This is a genomic window from Hymenobacter saemangeumensis, from assembly GCF_039541835.1.
Taxonomy (GTDB): domain Bacteria; phylum Bacteroidota; class Bacteroidia; order Cytophagales; family Hymenobacteraceae; genus Hymenobacter; species Hymenobacter saemangeumensis.
Genome location: NZ_BAABGZ010000018.1, coordinates 84,645 through 100,013 on the forward strand (window position 1 = coordinate 84,645; position 15,369 = coordinate 100,013).

General features: G+C 60.4%; 10 protein-coding genes. 4 read left to right on the plus strand and 6 right to left on the minus strand.

Going from position 1 to position 15,369, the window contains the following annotated elements; genetic code table 11:
* Nucleotides 1-65: 65 nt before the first annotated feature.
* Together ABD919_RS09405 and ABD919_RS09410 are read right to left on the minus strand one after the other, a co-directional pair.
* Nucleotides 66-1,388 (minus strand): cryptochrome/photolyase family protein, encoded by a 1,323-nt coding sequence (locus ABD919_RS09405; RefSeq protein WP_345235744.1) that lies wholly within the window; start codon nt 1,386-1,388, stop codon nt 66-68.
* Between the two features lie 112 nt (nt 1,389-1,500).
* On the minus strand, nt 1,501-2,214 hold the full coding sequence (locus ABD919_RS09410) for an SDR family NAD(P)-dependent oxidoreductase (RefSeq protein WP_345235745.1): 714 nt from the start codon (nt 2,212-2,214) through the stop codon (nt 1,501-1,503).
* 191 nt (nt 2,215-2,405) lie between these two features.
* Here ABD919_RS09410 and ABD919_RS09415 point away from each other — a divergent pair, with 191 nt between their 5' ends.
* On the plus strand, nt 2,406-5,849 hold the full coding sequence (locus ABD919_RS09415) for a pyruvate carboxylase (protein ID WP_345235746.1): 3,444 nt from the start codon (nt 2,406-2,408) through the stop codon (nt 5,847-5,849).
* A gap of 245 nt (nt 5,850-6,094) precedes the next feature.
* Here ABD919_RS09415 and ABD919_RS09420 read toward each other — a convergent pair whose 3' ends face one another.
* Nucleotides 6,095-7,627, minus strand: coding sequence for a T9SS type A sorting domain-containing protein (locus tag ABD919_RS09420; protein ID WP_345235747.1), 1,533 nt, complete (start codon nt 7,625-7,627; stop codon nt 6,095-6,097).
* Nucleotides 7,628-7,923: 296 nt separating this feature from the next.
* Nucleotides 7,924-8,739: a transporter gene (locus tag ABD919_RS09425; RefSeq protein WP_345235748.1), complete on the minus strand. Its 816-nt coding sequence runs from the start codon at nt 8,737-8,739 to the stop codon at nt 7,924-7,926.
* 507 nt (nt 8,740-9,246) lie between these two features.
* Here ABD919_RS09425 and ABD919_RS09430 point away from each other — a divergent pair.
* From ABD919_RS09430 to ABD919_RS23955, 3 genes are all read left to right on the plus strand, one after another.
* Nucleotides 9,247-10,434, plus strand: coding sequence for a hypothetical protein (locus ABD919_RS09430; RefSeq protein ID WP_345235749.1), 1,188 nt, complete (start codon nt 9,247-9,249; stop codon nt 10,432-10,434).
* 103 nt (nt 10,435-10,537) lie between these two features.
* Entirely contained in the window at nt 10,538-10,786 is a 249-nt protein-coding gene (locus ABD919_RS23950) for a hypothetical protein (RefSeq protein WP_425556401.1), read from the plus strand.
* A 75-nt stretch (nt 10,787-10,861) separates the two neighbouring features.
* Nucleotides 10,862-11,002 carry a DUF6756 family protein gene (locus ABD919_RS23955; protein ID WP_425556402.1) on the plus strand — a complete coding sequence of 47 codons (141 nt, stop codon included), beginning with the start codon at nt 10,862-10,864 and terminating at the stop codon, nt 11,000-11,002.
* Nucleotides 11,003-11,094: 92 nt separating this feature from the next.
* On the opposite strand, the gene ABD919_RS09440 is transcribed toward ABD919_RS23955, so the two are convergent.
* Nucleotides 11,095-11,892, minus strand: a complete 798-nt coding sequence (locus ABD919_RS09440; protein WP_345235750.1) for a hypothetical protein — start codon at nt 11,890-11,892, stop codon at nt 11,095-11,097.
* Nucleotides 11,893-11,909: 17 nt separating this feature from the next.
* Entirely contained in the window at nt 11,910-15,362 is a 3,453-nt protein-coding gene (locus ABD919_RS09445) for a UvrD-helicase domain-containing protein (protein WP_345235751.1), read from the minus strand.
* Between the last annotated feature and the right edge of the window lie 7 nt (nt 15,363-15,369).

Sequence of the window (15,369 nt, forward strand, 5' to 3'; positions counted from 1 at the left end):
TAGTTAAAAGTGAAGAGTTAAAAGTTAAAAACCAGAACGGCCTTTTAACTTTTAACTCTCCACTTTTAACTCTGCATCCGGGCGGCCCTAATAGCCTCCACAGCCCGCTCGCGCCCAAGCGAATGCTCCACGATGGGCGCCGGATAAGCCGGGGTGCCCACCTCTGGCACCCAGCGCTTCACGTATTCCTGCTGCGGGTCTACCTGCGCCAGCTGGCTCTGGGGGCTGTACACCCGGAACCAGGGCGCGGCTACGGCGCCGGTGCCGGCCATCCACTGCCAGTTGCCCACGTTGCTGGCCTGCTCGTAGTCGAGCAGCTTGTCGGCAAAATACCGCTCGCCCCAGCGCCAGTCAATGAACAGGTGCTTGACCAGAAAGCCGGCTACGGTCATGCGCACGCGGTTGGGCAGGTAGCCGGTGGCGTTGAGCTCGCGCATGCCGGCATCTACCAGCGGGTAGCCGGTGCGGCCCTCGCACCAGGCCCGGAACTCGTCTTCGTTGTTGCGGTAGGGAATGTCCCGCATCCTGGGGTCGTAGGCTTCGCTGGCAGTGTTGGGGAAGTGCCAGAGCAGCATCATGAAGAAGTCGCGCCAGATGATTTCGGCCATGAGCTTGGGGTTTAACTCCCGGGCCTGACTAAGCACCTCGCGCACGCTCAGCGTGCCAAAGCGCAGCTGCACCGAGATGCGGGCCGTGCCCTTGGTGTTGGCCGGCGTGTCGCGGGTACGGTGGTAGCTGCGCACCACGTCGGCCGGGGGCAGCTCGTTGGTGGGTACGTACTGCTCGCGGCGCTCGAAGCCCAGGTCTAGCAGCGTGGGGCGGGCACCGGCCGGCGCCGACGGCAGCCGGGCCAGGTTTCCGGCGGTAATAGCGACGGCGGAAGGGTAGGGGTGCAGCTGCTCATCGGTCAGCCGGCCCTGATAAGCTTTGTGGTACGCACCAAACACCTTGGGCACGGTGCCCGACTTGGTCATTATTTCCCCTTTGGCGAAGATGACCTGGTCTTTGTACCGGTAAAAGGCGATGCCGCGCGTCCGCAGCAGGGCCTCCACCTCGGCGTCGCGCTGCCGGGCGTAGGGCTCATAGTCCTCGTTGGTGTACACGGCAGCGAGGTCAAATTCCTGAGCCAACTGGGCCAGCACCTCTGACGGCCGGCCGTAGCGGGCCAGGAAAGTGCCGCCGGCTGCCGCCGTTTCGGCCGCCAGCCGCTCTACCTGGTCGTAGATAAAGGTGAACCGCGCATCAGCCCGCTCGGGCAGCTGGGTCAGAATATCGGCGTCGTAGATGAACAGCGGCAGCACCGGCAAGCCACTGGCCAAGGCCGCCGCCAGGCCGGCGTTGTCATGAATGCGCAGGTCACGCCGGTGCCAGAAAAGGCAGATTCTCATAGTTCTATAGATGTCAGTTGTCAGTTGTCAGTTGTCAGGTTGTTCTGACAATTGCTTTTAAGACGATACTGACAACTGACAACTGACAACGAACAACTGACAACTAAAAACCTTACTTCAGCCGTCCCATGCCGCCATCCACGGCCAGCACCTGCCCGGTGATGAAGGAGCCGGCATCGGAGAGGAGCAGGGCGGCCATCTGGGCCAGGTCGTCGGGCTGCCCGATGCGTTGCAGGGGGTGGCGTTTGGCCCCGGCTTCGGCCTTTTCGGGCGTGCTGAGCAAGGCGGCGGCTAGGGGCGTATCGGTGAGCGAAGGCGCCAGGCAGTTTACGCGGATGTTGCTGGCCGCGTACTCAGCCGCCAGGGCCCGCGTAAGTCCTTCCACGGCGGCCTTGGCCGTGGCTATGCTGGCGTGGAAGCTCATGCCCGTGCCGGCCGCTACCGTGCTGAACAACACCACTGAGGCGCCCTCGGCCTTTTTCAGGCGCTTCATCAGGGCCTGCAGCACGCGCACGGCACCCAGCACGTTCAGGTTGAAGTCGGCCTGAAAGTCCTCCAGCGGAATGCGCTCGAAGGGCCGCAGCTTGATGCTGCCGGGGCAGTACATCACCCCATGCAGCGCTTCCGGCAGGCCGTCAAGGGCGGCCGCTGTGGGCTGGGTGGCGTCGAATTCGACGTGCGTGGTACCCAGCGCGGCCAGCTCGGGTGATAAATGGCGCGAAGCGGTAAACAGCATGGCGCCCTGGGCTGCCAGCAGGCGGGCCGTAGCCAGGCCAATGCCGGAGGAAGCCCCGACAATGAGGATGTTCTTGTTCGTGAAGGTCAAGACAGCAAAGCGAGAAGTGAGCGTGCAGACAACCGGCCCGGTGAAGCAAGGTTTCACGGTTAAGCCCAACGCCAGCGCTGCAATCGTTCCCGAAAGCAGGAAGACCATGCCCCGATATATTGGTCTGAAGCCAACATCGAGGCTCACATTTGCGTAGCTTCGCAGCGAATATTCGCCACCCGCCCACCTTTATGAAAATAACCAAACTCCTGGTCGCCAACCGCGGCGAAATTGCCATCCGAGTGCTTCGCGCTGCTACTGAGCTCGGTATCCCCACCGTAGCCGTGTACACCTACGAAGACCGGTACTCCCTGCACCGCTACAAGGCCGACGAAGCGTACCAGATTGGCCGCGACGACGAGCCCCTGAAGCCCTACCTCGACATTGAGGGGCTGATTCGGGTGGCCAAACGCAACGGGGCCGACGCCATTCACCCCGGCTATGGCTTCCTCTCCGAGAATGCCACCCTGGCCCGGCGCTGCCGCGAGGAAGGCATCATCTTCGTAGGACCCCGCCCGGAAGTAATGGAGGCGCTCGGCGACAAGGTGCGGGCCAAGGAGGTAGCCCGCCAAAACCAGGTGCCCCAGATTGAAAGCAGCGAGGCGGATTTGGTGGATTTTGAAACCGCGAAAAGCGAAGCCAACCGCATTGGCTACCCGGTGATGCTGAAGGCCGCGGCCGGTGGCGGCGGCCGGGGCATGCGCGTGATTCGCGACGACGAGCAGCTGGAGAAAGGCTTTTTCGAGGCCCGCAACGAGGCCCAGAATGCTTTCGGCGACGACACCGTGTTCCTGGAGAAGTTTGTCGAAAAGCCCAAGCACATTGAGGTGCAGCTCGTGGGCGACCAGCACGGCAACCTGGTGCATTTGTACGAGCGCGACTGCTCGGTGCAGCGCCGCTTTCAGAAAGTGGTGGAAGTGGCCCCGGCCCTGGATTTGCCCGACCACCAGCGCCACCTGCTCTACGAGTACGCCCTGCGCATTGGCCGGGCCGTGGGCTACGACAACGTGGGCACGGTGGAGTTCCTGGTAAACCCGGCTGAGGACCGGCTGTACTTTATCGAAGTAAACCCCCGCATTCAGGTAGAGCACACCGTAACCGAGATGATTACGGGCATCGACCTGATTAAAACCCAGATTTACATTGCCTCGGGCCATCAGCTTAGCGACCCGGAAATCGGCCTCGGCGCCAGCGTGACGCCCCTGAAGGTGGGCTACGCCATTCAGTGCCGCATCACCACCGAAGACCCCGAAAACGACTTCAAGCCCGACTACGGCACCATTGTGGCCTACCGCTCGGCCGGCGGCTTCGGCATCCGCCTCGACCAGGGCTCGGTGTACCAGGGCGTGGTGGTGTCGCCCTTCTTCGACTCGCTGCTGGTGAAGGTGTCGGCCCACGCGCCCACACTCAAAGGGGCGGCCCAGAAAATGCTGCGGGCCCTCGACGAGTTCCGCATTCGCGGGGTGCGCACCAACATCCAGTTCGTGCAGAACATCGTGGGCCACCCCGACTTCCAGGCCGGCCGCGCCAACGTCGACTTCATCAAGGACCACCCCGAGCTGTTCAAGTTCAAGCCCCGCCTCGACCGCGCCACGCGCCTGCTGAGCTTCGTGGGCGACGTGGTGGTGAACGGCAACCCCGACGTGAAAAACAACCTCGACCCGCGCCGCAAGCCGCGTCGCGCCCAGCTGCCGGCCTTCGACCCCATGGCCGCGCCTGCGCCCGGCACCAAGCAGAAGCTGCACGAGCTGGGCCCCGCAGGCTTTGCCCAGTGGCTGCGCGCCGAGCCCCAGATTCACTACACCGACACCACCCTGCGCGATGCCCACCAGAGCCTGCTGGCCACGCGCATGCGCACCTTCGACATGCTGAAGGTGGCCGGGGCCTACGCCCAGCAGCACCCCCAGACTTTCTCCATGGAAGTGTGGGGCGGCGCCACCTTCGACGTGGCCATGCGCTTCCTGCACGAAGACCCCTGGGAGCGCCTGGCCCAGCTGCGCGCCGCTATTCCCAACATTCTGCTGCAGATGCTCATCCGCGGCGCCAACGGGGTAGGGTACAAGGCTTATCCCGACAACCTCACCGAGAAGTTTGTGGAGCAGGCCGCCGAAACCGGCATTGACATCTTCCGCATCTTCGACTCGCTGAACTGGCTCAAGGGCATGGAGTCCTGCATCGGCTTCGTGCGCAACAAAACCGACCGGCTGGCCGAAGCCTGCATCTGCTACACCGGCGACATCCTCGACCCCAAGCGCACCAAGTACACCCTGGAGTACTACCTGCGCCTGGCCAAGCAGCTGGAAGACGCCGGGGCCCACATCCTCTGCATCAAGGACATGGCCGGCCTGCTCAAGCCCTACGCCGCCACCGAGCTTATTCAGGGCCTGCGCGACACGGTGAAGCTGCCCATTCACCTGCACACCCACGACACGTCCTCGCTGCAGGCCGCCACTTACCTGAAAGCCGTGGAAGCCGGCGTCAACGTCGTCGACGTAGCCATCGGCGCGCTTTCGGGGCTTACGTCGCAGCCCAACTTCAACTCCGTGGTGGAGATGCTGCGCGGTACCGAGCGGCACCGCGAGTTCAACCAGCACTCGCTCAACGAGTTCAGTAACTACTGGGAAGCGGTGCGCGAGATGTACTACCCCTTCGAGTCGGGCCTGATGGCCGGTACTTCGGAGGTGTTCCAGCACGAAATTCCCGGCGGGCAGTACTCCAACCTGCGCCCCCAGGCGGCTTCTCTGGGCCTGCTCGACAAGTTTGAAGAAGTAAAGCAGCGCTTTGCCGACGTGAACGACATGTTCGGCGACATCGTGAAGGTGACCCCCAGCTCCAAGGTGGTGGGCGACATGGCTTTGTTCATGGTATCGAACAGCCTCGCGCCCCAGGACGTGCTCGAAAAAGGCGACAACCTGAGCTTCCCCGAGTCGGTGCGCGAGCTGTTCCGCGGCGACATTGGCCAGCCCGAAGGTGGCTGGCCCGCCGAGCTGCAGAAGGTCATCCTCAAGGATGAAAAGCCCTTTACCGACCGTCCCAACGAGCACCTGTCGCCTATCAACTTCAAAAAGGACTGGAAGAATTTCCAGGAGAAGTTCCCCGGCGGTAAGTTCACCGACCTGCTGTCTTACCTGTTGTATCCCAAAGTGTTTGAAGAATACTGGAGCCACCGCCAGCAGTACGGCGACGTCAGCCAGATTCCCACCAAGGTGTTTTTCTATGGCCTGCAGCCGGGCGAGGAAACCATTATCGAAATTGCCCGGGGCAAGTCCGTCATCGTGCGCCTGCAGTCGGTGGGCCCGCTCAACGAGGAAGGCTGCCGCACCATCTTCTTCTCGCTCAACGGCCAGACCCGCAACCTGGAGGTGCGCGACAAGTCGGTGGAGGTAACCAAAATCAGCAACGCCAAGGCCGACAAGGGCAACCCGCGCCACGTAGGCGCTCCGCTGCAGGGCATGCTCAGCAAAGTGCTGGTGAAGCCCGGTCAGGCCGTGACGCGCAACACGCCGTTGTTCGTCATCGAGGCCATGAAGATGGAAACCACCATCACCGCCCCTCAGGACCTGACCATCGACGGCATCAAGCTCAGCGAAGGTACCCGCGTTGGAGCCGATGATTTGGTGCTGACCGTGGCGTAAGTAGCCTGTGTCGGTCTTTGCTGGCCCGGCAGCTTCAGCCAATCCGGCTGTACTGCCGGGCCCGTTTTGTGGAATGACCCTGACGAGGGTTCCCGCAGAGGACGCAGAGGTTTGCGCGGAAGACGCAGATTGTTCTGGTAAGCTCCGGTAGGCTGTAGTCGTCAGGAGCAATGCGCTGATGCACATAAATAAAAAGGCCTGCAGTTTACACTGCAGGCCTTTTTATTGCTTAAAAGTGGGCTAGCTTATTCGCGCACCAGCTTCAGCAGGGTGTGCTGCTTGCCCTGGTTTACTTTCAGGAAGTAGGCGCCGGTAGCCAGGCGGCTGGCGGCTTCCAGCTTCACTTCGTTGGTGCCGGCAAACAGTTCGGTTTTCACGCCCATCAGCAGGCGACCGGTGGCGTCGTACACTGCCAGCTCGGCGGGGCCCGCTTCACCCGTGCGAATCTGAACGGTGGTGCCGTTCTGGGAAACAGGGTTGGGGTAGGCCACGGCGGTGAATCCGGTAACTTCTACGCGCACCGTTCTAACGTCGGAGAAAGACTCTTTACCGTCGGTATCCACCTGGCGCAGGCGATAGTAAACGGGGTCGGCATTGTAGCTAAGCAGGGCTGCGTCGCTGCGCTCGTAGTCGGTGGGGCGGCTGGTGGTGCCCTGGCCGGCTACCTGCATAATCTTGCGGAAGCTGCGGCCGTCGGTGCTTACCTGCACGTCGAAGTAGGCATTGTTCTTTTCCGAAGCCGTGCGCCAGTTCAGGCGGGCCGCATCACCCTGCCGAACAGCAGTAAAGCTGATCAGCTCCACGGGCAGCGGGGCGGTGTAGTCGCTCACCGTAAAGCGCGAGAGCGACGTCACGGAGGTGCTGATGCTGCGGCCAGTGGCATTCACATAGGGCCCCAGCGCCGTCCAGCCGCTTCCCATATTTTCCCAGATGCGAGCCGCGCCGAAGCTGGTCAGGCCGTTGTCGTTGTCGGAAAGCCAGGTGAGGGCAACGGTAGCGGGGCTGCCGGCCGCGGGCTGGGTGGAGGCTACCACGGTCCAAATCTGGTCGATGCCTTTTTTGTTGGCATCCGAGGGGTTCACCCCGTAGCTCACGTTGGCAGCACCCGTTCCCAGCACCGGCGCCAGGCCGGCCGTGCGCGTCACGCTCACTGTGCCGAGGTTGTTGTTCGGGGTAAGGGTCAGGCCATTGGCGAAGGATACCGGGGAAGCGCCGCTCACCGCGGTGCGCTGCACTTCCAGGTTGCCGGCTACGTAGCGGCCGTTGGTTTCGCCGCTCACCGTGGCGCCGTTGGGCAGTATCACGCGCGAGGCCGCCGCCGTGCGCACCATGCCATTGGTCAGGGTAAGCTGGTTGTTGACGGTGACGTTGCTCGGTACTGTCACCAGGGGAGTGGCCGCGGTATTGTTTACCGTGAGGTTGTGGACGCTGCCCCCGCCCAGGTCCAGCACCTGCGCGCTGCTGCCCGTAAGCTGCAGGGTACCCGTGCCGGGCGTAACAGTGGCGGTATTCACCACGTTGCCTTTTACTTCCAGCACGCCGGCCGTGCCCAGGTTGAGGGTACCCGAACCGTTATTGGTTACGTTGCCATCTACCCGCATGGTGCTGCCATTGTTAGTGATGGAGCCGCTGTTGGTATTGGTTACGTTGCCGGGCACGTACAGGGTGGCGCCTCCGGTCAGGGTAATCTGTGCGCCATTGTTGTAAAGGTCCTGGGCATTGGCTTCAACGCCATAAAAGACCAAGCCGAGAAGGAGCAATGAGGAAAGATGTTTCATAACCAGAGTAAAAAGGTGCAAGGCAAAAGCTGAAAGCCACTGAATCGAGGCAAAAGTACTGACTACCCTTTCCGAATGCTATAGCATAAACATGTCATAGCATGCTCATGAATAGGGTGCATACAAACATACGATAAATACATTTTGAGTGTGTCGGAAATGGGTGCCAACAACCGAAAAAGAGCTGCCAATGACCGTAAAACGTGTGCGAGCGGGCCAGGCGACATAAAAAAAGGTGGTAGCGTACGACGCTACCACCTTCTGACTTATCTGTTTAGAGCGGTTTCGGACCGTTCTTACTTACCGAGCTTAAGCGTAAGTCCGGCGCCGACGGTCGTGCTGCCGGCTGCTGGTCCGCCGAGTACCTTGCCGGCGGTTACATCAAGCCGAACGGGCGCTGCCGGACGGTAGTAGAGGCCGGCCGTGGTGCCGGTGCTGAGCGCCGCGCGGCCCGAGCCATAGGCTTCCACGAAGAAGCCGGCTTTGTCGCCCAGCGGGCCGTTCAGGGCCAGGCTGCCGAGGTACTGGCCTTTCTCCATATCGGCCACCGTGATGCCGCGCTGGCTAAAGCCAAAGTTGCCTTCCAGGCCAAACCGCTCGCCAAGCTGCTGGCTTACGAGCAAACGACCGGCGGGGGTGAATTTGGTGGCTTTCAGGTCGGTGCTGCCGGTCTGGGGCACTTCCGTCTCAACCAGGATGGCTACCTGGGTGGGGGTGTCGTAGTTGGGCGAAAGCATGAACTTTGCCCCGGCTACGGCCGGTGCCCAGCCGCCCACTACCTGCTGCTTGCCTTCGGCATCAACCACCGTACGCTGGTTGAGGTAAGGCTGCGCCACGCGAAGCTCCATGCCATTGAAGAAGCCTATCCGGAGCAGGGCGGTGCTGCTGCCCAGGGCAGCGCCCTGGTTGCCCGACTGGCGCTGGGTACCGGTTTCGAGTTGGAAACGACCGGGGCGCAGTACCTGGGAGGTGACGGTTTGTCCGGGGCGGTCGGCCCGGATGTTTCGCACAAAAGGTGCATCAACGTTCGGGTTGTTTTCTTCAGGCGTGTTCTGAGCCAGGGTGGTGCCGGCACTTCCTACCAAGGTCGTGAGGGCAAGCAGAGTGGTCATTCGCATGCCACCCAGACACCACTGAGTACGGTAGAGTTCAATTTATAGTGCAATACCAGTCAGGTTCGGTGAATAGTACCATAACGCATGCTTAAAATACCTAAAATGACATTAAAAGTGCCTGGATACGGAAAAAAAGGCACTATTGAGGCTGTTGAGTTAATTGTACCAATTTGATAATTAACTAAATTTAATCTGGGTGACGACTTGGAATAGTTGAATTCGTTTTCCCCTCATGGTCGTTGTCCTGCTTAGCTTTGCAGGCTCGGCCGGGTGTACCAGCCGGGGTTTCCATTTTATTTAATTGGCATAACCGTGGAGAGCATCTTCGCCGGCAATCAGCCAACTGGTGCTGCGCACTGCGAATGGCCCATACCTTATTGCCCCCGGCCAAGACCGTGAAAGCCTGATTTACCACAGCTAATGGAGGAGTAACAATCCGTCCCAGGCTGCGGCCTACCCCCGAATGGTAACCTCACGTACCTTATCTGCGCTACTTGCCTGCCTATGCGTCTTTTCTACCACGTTTTACCGATTTTGCTATTGGCCGGCTGCACCCAAAGCCTCACCCAGTCGGAGACGGCCGCGCCGCCGATAACCCCCAGGGCAGTTACGAGCCCGGTTCCGCCGCCCGCACCGACCAAAGTCGTCCCCAAACCAGCCCCCGCCCTCACCGCTGCGTACGTGCCGGGCTGGGCACCCCCCACGTCTTCCGATACCGTACTTCGGCTGCAGGGCCGGCGCTATACGCTACGCGTGCAGGCCGTAACCGACTCCACCCGGCGCCTGCGTACCACGTACGAAACCACGCCCGGCCATCGGGAGCAGGCCCGCGGCTTCGAGGGCCGCTTCACTTTCACCCTGCTCGACAGCACCGGGGGGCAGGTGTTTCGTCGGGTACTTCAAAAACAAGCTTTCTATAAGGTTGGTAACAAAGATGTCGTCATCGAAAGCGAAGCCTTCGCGCCTGAGCTTCTGGGCTACAGCGCCGCGTTTGGGGCGTTGGTGTTTAACCTGCCGTTCATGGTGCCCGACTCCGACGTGGGCGGGAACGTTCTGCTGCTGCTCGACCTGAAGGGCCAGGTGCTGCGCATCTGCAAAGGCGAAGCCGTGGGCGGGCCGGAGGTGGCAGTAGGGCTTTCCAGCGATGGCCGGGCACTGCTGACCCCCGACGAGCTGCTGCGCCCCGGCCGGCCGCCGCTACGCCTGGACAAGCCCGATGCCGACCTGGCGGGCGCCTTTTTTTTGAGCGACACCACCCTGCTGCTGCTGTACGAGCCGGGGAAAAGCCGCGCCAGGAAACTGCCCGATGGCAGCTATGCTTACGGCCGCGACCCCAGCCCCCAGCAGCTGCGGGCTCCCAATGCCTTTGTGCGCCATACCGTAAGTGGCCGGGAGCTGGCCCGATTCCGTTACCGGGGCTTTTACGAGGAGCTGGGCTTTTCCATTCCCTGGCACTTCCTGCGCGCCACTGCTACCGGCTACCTGCTCGATGAGAGGCAGGGGCTGTACGTGCTGCCCCGAGCCGCCCCCGCCCAGGTGGCGCTGGTCCGCTTCGCCCAGATGTCGGCAGTAGGTAGGAAGGCTAAGCCCACTGAGGCTCATTTTGAGCTGTATGGGGAAAATGGACACTTTGCCTTCTACATTGATACCATCAACCCCCGCAGTATCCGCTACCAGAAGCTGCGCGACTAAGGGTCTGTCCTTACCAAAACACAGTTGTAATGGTTAGTTCAGCTCCCAGGCTCAATGTATAAAAGCTGCGGCTACACCTACACCCCGGCTATCGTTCCAAGGCATGGATTTCAAGCACGAGATACTAAATGAAGCGGTAAAGCTCCGTCTGCCGGCCGCCAGCTTCCGAGCCCTTGGAGTTGCAGAATGGGAGCCCGTCATAAAGCGCATTGAAGAAACCTTCGTTGCAGCTCCTTACAACAGTCTTATCTGGTGGTGGGAGCGATTCAAAAAACCGTGCTATAGCACGGCCGCTTTTGATTATCCTCCCGACATTCTGGATAAATTAATTCCTGCCCAAGAGCTGGTTTGATTTGTGGCAGAAGATTCTTCTAAGTTCTGGCTTTTTGAAGGACAGGTACAGGCAATATAGGCCCTGTTAGGGGAGATGTATGCCTTTGAGTATTACCTGGTATCCAAAAAATACGAGTGGCTGCTTGGAGTAAATCACCACGACGTATTATTTGGAGTAGGTGAGTTAATGGTTCAGCGAATTAAAGTGTTGGAGCAGGGAAAGCGGGGGAAATAAAAGACAGTTGCTGGCAGGGGCTACGTCCTCTTGACGGCAATTTATCGGAATCGAAATGCTTTTTATGTCAATTGCTGATAGGAGCCAGCTATTTACCACCAGCGCTGAGACTCACGCTGCTGCGCTGCTTTATCCTGCTGCATCCAGGCCTGTGTGTAGGTATGCCAGCCTTTAGCCCGGTACTTTTCATTTGGACTGAACTCGCCGGCACCCATGTCGAAGTCACCAGCATTGGGAATTCGGTAATCGCCCCAGTTGCAGCGCAGGACTTTTGTTCCGATGTGCGGAGTCCAGGTGCCCACAAACTGGTTGTTAGAATAGCCGTCAGCGTACTTTTCGAGGTCATCATAGTGCAGCCGGCCAGTTTTGTCGAGAAACCAGCGCGTAAGCAGAATTCCTGAGAATACACCCGTTTTAGGCTGAGTAGTTATTTCGCTGAGCTGGTACTCGGCCAGTAGCAGACCAGCCTCGCGGGCCGGCGACACCCGCGCATCTACTGGCAGCGGCAAGCTGCGCCTTTCACGCACGTGCCGCACGATAATGGTGCCCGTAAACGCACAGATGGAATTGGCTACCTTTGATTTACCACTCACGCGGTAGGTATCGGGCTGCGCCGGGTCTTTGACGGCCGTCAGAAACTTCATTTGCAGCCGCTGGTAATCGGCACCGATAAAGCCAACAACCGCTTCATGGGGCGTATGCAGCCAGAGCGGAGCGTAGTCGTACTTTAGGTACTGATTTTTTTTCTCGGTAGGTTTTAATTCCCGGCTGGCTAATTGAGCTGCCACAAATTTCCGGCTTTCAACTGATAATAATTGCCGAGTAATAAAACCCGAAAAAATAACAATTAATACCGATAGCACAAGGAAAGTGCGAAAGCTGGTTTGCATGGATTCAGTGCGTTGCTTTATACTTCTACCACTTCGCCCGTGCCGAAGTAATAAATAATTCCCTTCACCTCGGCGTAGCCCAGCTGCTCGAATAGCGTGGCGTAGTTGCGAATCTGCCGCTTGTGCTTTTCCTGGGGCGGGGGCAATTTAAAATCCAGCAGCGTGACGCGGCCACCGGCCCGGTGGTGTTCCTCCAGCGAAGGCTCGAGCACTACGCGGTCGGGCTTGTAGTCGCGTAGGCGCACGCCGCCCACCAGAATTTCCCGCTCGGTTTCCACGCTCAGGTGAGGCGCGAAGTAGGGGGCCAGCCGCGGGTCGGTTACCACGCGGGTCAGGCTTTCCGTCAGCTCGGCTTTTTCGCGGCTGCTGATAATGCCCTCGGCCACAAGCTGCGTGGCCACGCGGCCCACGTCGGCGGCCGTGAGCAGGCGGCGCAGGCCGTAGTGCAGCTTGCGGTTCCACTCCCCAATGCGCTGCTGCTCGTCAAAGTCGAACAGCTGCGTGGCGTGGCGCCGCAGCTTCAGCCGGTCGTCCCAGGGCGCCGAGCTAAGGTTGGTTAGCAGGAAGTTACTGGTTGCTGCTTCCTGGTTTTTGGTTTCCGGTTCCCTGGCACTTCCTTGGGAAAGGATGAAGGACATTTTTTCTTCGTCCCACAGGCCCCGGCCCAGCAGGTAGCCGTGCAGCATGTCGGCCACACTGCGGGCGGTGGCGGGAGTTTCTGGTTTCTGGTTTTTGGTTTCTGGTTGTTCGCTCGAGCCGGAAACCAGAAACAAGGAATTAGCCACCTCTTTTGATGAGGAGCTCGAAGCCTCCTTGGGCCGCTTGCTGATGACGTAGAGGCGGTGCCGGGGCCGGGTAAACGCTACGTAGAGCGTGTTCAGCCCTTCGAGAAAGGTTTTTTCCCGCTCCTCGTTGTATTGGGCGGCCAGCACGGTCTGCTGCAGGCTCTTGCCGAGGCTCACCACGGCCACGTCGGGCATGTCTGCCAGCGGCTTGTGCTCACCTTCAAGGTGGCCCCAGAGCAGGGTGCCACGGTAAGGCTCCAGGCTCCAGTCGGCAAAAGGCACGATAACCACGCCGTAGGCCAGGCCCTTGGCTTTGTGCACGGTGGTGATGGTAATGGCGTCGCGCCCGCCGGGGGCGTTGATGCTGATGCGGCCCTTGCGCTCTTCCCAATAGGTGATGAAGTTGCCCAGGTTGTTGCCAAACTTCAGGCTGTACTCCAGGGTCAAATCCAGGAAGCGAAACAGGTACTCGCTCTCGCCGTTGCGGCCCAGCAGCCCAAACACGTTGAGCAGGCGCTCGGCTAGCTCGTAGAGGCCCAGGTTGCCGGTTTCCTGCTCCTGCACGTCGAAGCCCAGCTCCCGCAGCTCGTCGAAAAAGGGCTGGGCGTGCTTGTCGTTGGCCACGGCGGCAATGCGCCGGGCCCGGGCCGGGGTGGGGGCGAGGCGGCGCACTACCTTATCCACGAGCAGCAAAGCCTCTGCCCGCGCCAGGGTGTCGGCCGGCTGGTGCAGCACGCGGAAGATGCTCACCAGCAGGTTCACCACCTCGGCAAACTCCAGGGCCAGCGAGTCAGCCGAGATGATGTCGTAGCCGCGTTCCTTCAGGAACTTGGCAATGACTTTACTGGCGTTGCGGGTGCGGCAGAGCACGGCAATGTCGGCCAGGCGGAAGCCGTCGCGCAGGGCCTGTTCTACCAGCTGCAACGTGAGGTAGCAGGTGCTTTCGTCGTAGTTGAGCAGGGTTTCGGGCAGGTGCCCGGGCAGCGGCTCGGTGGTGTAGGTGCCCGCAGCCGGGTCGTAGAGCAGGGCCGGGGCGTTGGGCTGCGTAAACAGCAGCTCCACATGCCCGGTGCATTGGGTGGTTTGCCCGGCCGGTACTTCCTGCCCGGCTTCCTCGTCGTAGATGCCGCGCACCAGCTCCAGCTCGTCGTGCCGCTCACTGACGGCCTCAAAGAATTCGTTGTTGAAATTAATTATTTCCCGCGCCGAGCGGTAATTAGTTTGCAGCGCCCGGGGCTCAATGGCGTGGTCCAGGGTTTCGTAGCGCAGGCGCAGCAATTCCCGCATGTCTTCTTCCCGCGCCCGGCTTACCAGGGCGGGTGTGTTGCGTTGGTGCAGGCGCAGAATCTGCTCCATCTCCCCGCCGCGCCAGCGGTAGATGGCCTGCTTGGCGTCGCCCACCGCCAGGCTGGAATGCCCGTTGGCAATGGTGTTTTCCACCAGCGGCAGCAAATTGTTCCACTGCAGCACCGAGGTGTCCTGAAACTCGTCAATCAGCAGGTGCTGGTATTTCTCGCCCAGCCGCTCATACAAAAACGGCACCGGCTCGGTAAGTACAATACTGGCAATGCGACGGTTGAATTCGGAAATTAAAACTACGTTCCGCTCGCGGCTTATTTGCTCGACTAATTTATTTAATTCACTCAGCAACGAGGCGTGAAATAAATAAGGCTGCATACCCGACAATAAGATGTAGTCGGGCCCGTATTTAATTCGCAGCTGCTCGATGGTTGCAACTAATTCCCGCAGCGGCTCTTTCACCGCATCCACGCGCAGCTTGTCGGCCGGCGACTTCACCTTGCCACTGTACCACTTGTCTTCTTCCAGGGTAGCGCGCACGTAGCTGTTGGGCGCTGCTTCTGGCTCCAGCAGGGCCACGCCTTTCTGCACGTAGCTGGCAATGCCCTGCTTGCCGCGGTACAGGTCTTCCTCGCTCACGCCGGCCTCGGCTAATATGGCCGCGGCAAGGTCGCGGGTCTGGGCAAAGGCCGCTTCAATCTCGGCCCGGCGCGCCCTTATTTCCTTGTCGAGCCGGCGGAAATCGGCTAGGGAAAGCTGACCCAGCTGGGTCACGGCTTCCTGCACGCTTTCATTAAACAGCGCCCGCCCAAAGCCGGCAAGCTCTTCCGGCAGGCGGCTCCAGCTTTTGCCCTCATCGGCCTGGCCCAGCGCGTATTCGGCCAGGGTTTGCGACAGCAGCTTGCTGTTGGGGTCGCGGTTTACCTTGTCCAGCAGCGTGGCCACGGCGGTTTGCAGCACGGCATCGGTATCGAGCTCCACCTCAAACGTAGCCGGCAAGCCCAGCTCCCGGGTAAAGGCCGTGACAATGCGCTGCACAAAGGAGTCGATGGTGCTCACGGCGAAGTCGGCGTAGTGGTAGAGCACCAGCCGGAAGGTCTCTGAGGCCCGGCGCTTCACTTCGTCGGTAGGCAGGGCCAGCTCCTGGGCTACTTCTTCCAGCAGCGTATCGGTCTTGCCGGCTTCGGGGTAGGCAAAGCGGCGCAGGGCGCCCACTATCCGCTCCTTCATTTCCCCGGCCGCGTCGTTGGTAAACGTAATGGCCAGAATGCGCTTGAAATACGCCGGGTCGTCGGAGCCCAGGGCCAGCAGTAAGTATTCTTTCGTTAATTGGTAGGTCTTACCAGAGCCGGCAGAGGAGGAGTAGATGCGGAAGGAGGGGGGCATTATTATT

Coding starts and splice junctions, on each gene's coding strand:
- ABD919_RS09405 (WP_345235744.1), bottom strand. CDS start 1,388: ATGAGAATCTGCCTTTTCTGGCACCGGCGTGACCTGCGCATTCATGAC.
- ABD919_RS09415 (WP_345235746.1), top strand. CDS start 2,406: ATGAAAATAACCAAACTCCTGGTCGCCAACCGCGGCGAAATTGCCATC.
- ABD919_RS09420 (WP_345235747.1), bottom strand. CDS start 7,627: ATGAAACATCTTTCCTCATTGCTCCTTCTCGGCTTGGTCTTTTATGGC.
- ABD919_RS09425 (WP_345235748.1), bottom strand. CDS start 8,739: ATGACCACTCTGCTTGCCCTCACGACCTTGGTAGGAAGTGCCGGCACC.
- ABD919_RS09430 (WP_345235749.1), top strand. CDS start 9,247: ATGCGTCTTTTCTACCACGTTTTACCGATTTTGCTATTGGCCGGCTGC.
- ABD919_RS23950 (WP_425556401.1), top strand. CDS start 10,538: ATGGATTTCAAGCACGAGATACTAAATGAAGCGGTAAAGCTCCGTCTG.
- ABD919_RS23955 (WP_425556402.1), top strand. CDS start 10,862: ATGTATGCCTTTGAGTATTACCTGGTATCCAAAAAATACGAGTGGCTG.
- ABD919_RS09440 (WP_345235750.1), bottom strand. CDS start 11,892: ATGCAAACCAGCTTTCGCACTTTCCTTGTGCTATCGGTATTAATTGTT.
- ABD919_RS09445 (WP_345235751.1), bottom strand. CDS start 15,362: ATGCCCCCCTCCTTCCGCATCTACTCCTCCTCTGCCGGCTCTGGTAAG.